Origin of the sequence: Streptomyces sp., assembly GCF_031178505.1 — a bacterium.
Taxonomy (GTDB): Bacteria; Actinomycetota; Actinomycetes; order Streptomycetales; family Streptomycetaceae; genus Streptomyces; species Streptomyces gulbargensis.
The window spans coordinates 1-1,756 of record NZ_JAPSIW010001025.1; the positions used below are offsets into that span (position 1 = coordinate 1).

Genomic DNA, 1,756 nt, shown 5'->3' on the forward strand with positions numbered 1-1,756 from the left:
CGTTCCCGTAGGGGGTGGCCCCGGGGCCACCCCTGGGCGGGCGCTACACGTCCAGCTGGTCGGCGACCGCCCGCAGCAGGCCGGCGATCTTCTTGCCGTGCGCCTTGTCGGGGTAGCGGCCCCGCTCCAGGGACGGCGTGATGTTCTCCAGGAGCGTCGTCAGGTCCTGCACGATGGACGCCAGCTCGTCGGGCTTGCGGCGCTGCGCGGCCGCGACGGACGGGGTGGGGTCGAGGACCGTCACCGACAGCGCCTGGTCACCGCGCTGGCCGGCGACGACGCCGAACTCCACCCGCTGTCCCGGCTTCAGCGCGTCGACCCCGGCGGGGAGCACCGACGAGTGGACGAAGACGTCACCGCCGTCGTCGCGGGAGAGAAAGCCGAAGCCCTTCTCACTGTTGAACCATTTGACCTTGCCGGTAGGCACGTCCGTCCTCGTCCTCGTACTCGTTGCTCGTCGGATGGGTATGGCAAACAGCGGGCCGACCGACCCGCCGCCACCAAGGTTAAGGGTCCGGGGGCCGGTGACAAGACGCCGCCGATGTGGAGCCCCGGCCTGGGAACTACCCTGGCGGAATGCGTAGTGAAACCCCCGCCGCACCGGTGAACGACAGCGCCCCGGGCGACGGCCTCGTCAAGACCGGTGTGATCGTCTTCGCGGTCGGCGCGCTGGCGACGCTGGTCACCGTGGCTCCGCTGTTCCTCGGCACCGACCCGTTCCCCACGGTCGCGTACTGCGTGTCCATGCTGATGGGTGTCGGCTTCCTGCTGGCCGGCGCGGGCGTGCTGCGGTCGATCGCCGCCCAGCGCCGCCAGGCCCGGGCCGGCGCGGCCTCCCCGGCTCAGGCCCGGTAGGAGTCCCACCAGGCGGGGAAGTCCGTCAGGTCCGGCAGGACCACGTCCGCGCCCGCCTCGCGCAGCTCGGCGGGGGCGCAGGGGCCGGTGGCGACGGCCACCGAGAGGGCGCCGGCCGCCGCCGCTCCGCGCACGTCGCCGACGTGGTCGCCGACGTACACCCCTGCGCCGTGGGCGCGCAGCGCCTCCGCCTTGCCCTCGGCCCACAGGCCGCCGACGACGGCGTCCGGCTCGATGCCCAGGTGGGCCAGGTGCAGTTCGGCGTGCGGTCCGTTCTTGGCGGTCACGACGAGCGTCCGCCCGCCCGCCGCGCGCACGGCCCGGACCGCCTCCAGGGCGCCCGGCATGGGCGGTGACGGCTCGACGGCGTACTCGGGGTAGAGGGCCCGGTACCGGGCGACCATCTCCGGCACCTGCGCCGCGGGCACCCAGTGGGCCATCTCGTGCTCCAGCGGCGGCCCGAGCCGGCTGACGACGAGGTCCGCGTCCACGGGCACGCCGTACGCGGCGGAGAACGCCTCCCAGGCCGCCTTGATGCCGGGGCGGGAGTCGATCAGCGTCAGGTCGAGGTCGAAGCCCACGGTGAGCCGGGACGGGGAGACCGGGGCCGGCGACGGGAGCGCGGGAGCCGGGGACGGCGGCGGGGCGGAGGTCATGGGGCCATTGTGCCGGGTGTTCGATTTCGGCCATGGGGCGCTGCATAGACTGAGCCAAGCCTTACCGAACCCGCCCGCCCCTCCGGCCGCCGTTCCCGGGCGACCGGCCGCGTACCACCCCCGATGGGTCTCCATGCCAGCCGCTCTCCGTTCCAGACGGGTCCTCGCGACCTCGGCGGCTGTCGTCGCCCTGCTCCTCGCCGTCCTCCTCAGCCTCGCCGTGGGCGCCCGCGCCATCGCCCCCT

At 74.3% G+C, this 1,756-nt stretch carries 3 protein-coding genes; 1 reads left to right on the forward strand and 2 read right to left on the reverse strand.

Annotated elements, in window-relative coordinates; all coding sequences use genetic code 11:
* Window positions 1-43 precede the first annotated feature (43 nt).
* The gene (locus RIF68_RS35850; RefSeq protein WP_309055817.1) at window positions 44-427 is read right to left on the reverse strand and encodes a cold-shock protein; all 384 of its coding nucleotides are present in this window, start codon (window positions 425-427) and stop codon (window positions 44-46) included.
* 149 nt (window positions 428-576) lie between these two features.
* Here RIF68_RS35850 and RIF68_RS35855 point away from each other — a divergent pair, with 149 nt between their 5' ends.
* On the forward strand, window positions 577-855 hold the full coding sequence (locus RIF68_RS35855) for a hypothetical protein (protein WP_309055819.1): 279 nt from the start codon (window positions 577-579) through the stop codon (window positions 853-855).
* On the opposite strand, the gene RIF68_RS35860 is transcribed toward RIF68_RS35855, so the two are convergent.
* Window positions 843-1,511, reverse strand: a complete 669-nt coding sequence (locus tag RIF68_RS35860; RefSeq protein ID WP_309055821.1) for a haloacid dehalogenase-like hydrolase — start codon at window positions 1,509-1,511, stop codon at window positions 843-845. The genes RIF68_RS35855 and RIF68_RS35860 overlap by 13 nt on opposite strands.
* Between the last annotated feature and the right edge of the window lie 245 nt (window positions 1,512-1,756).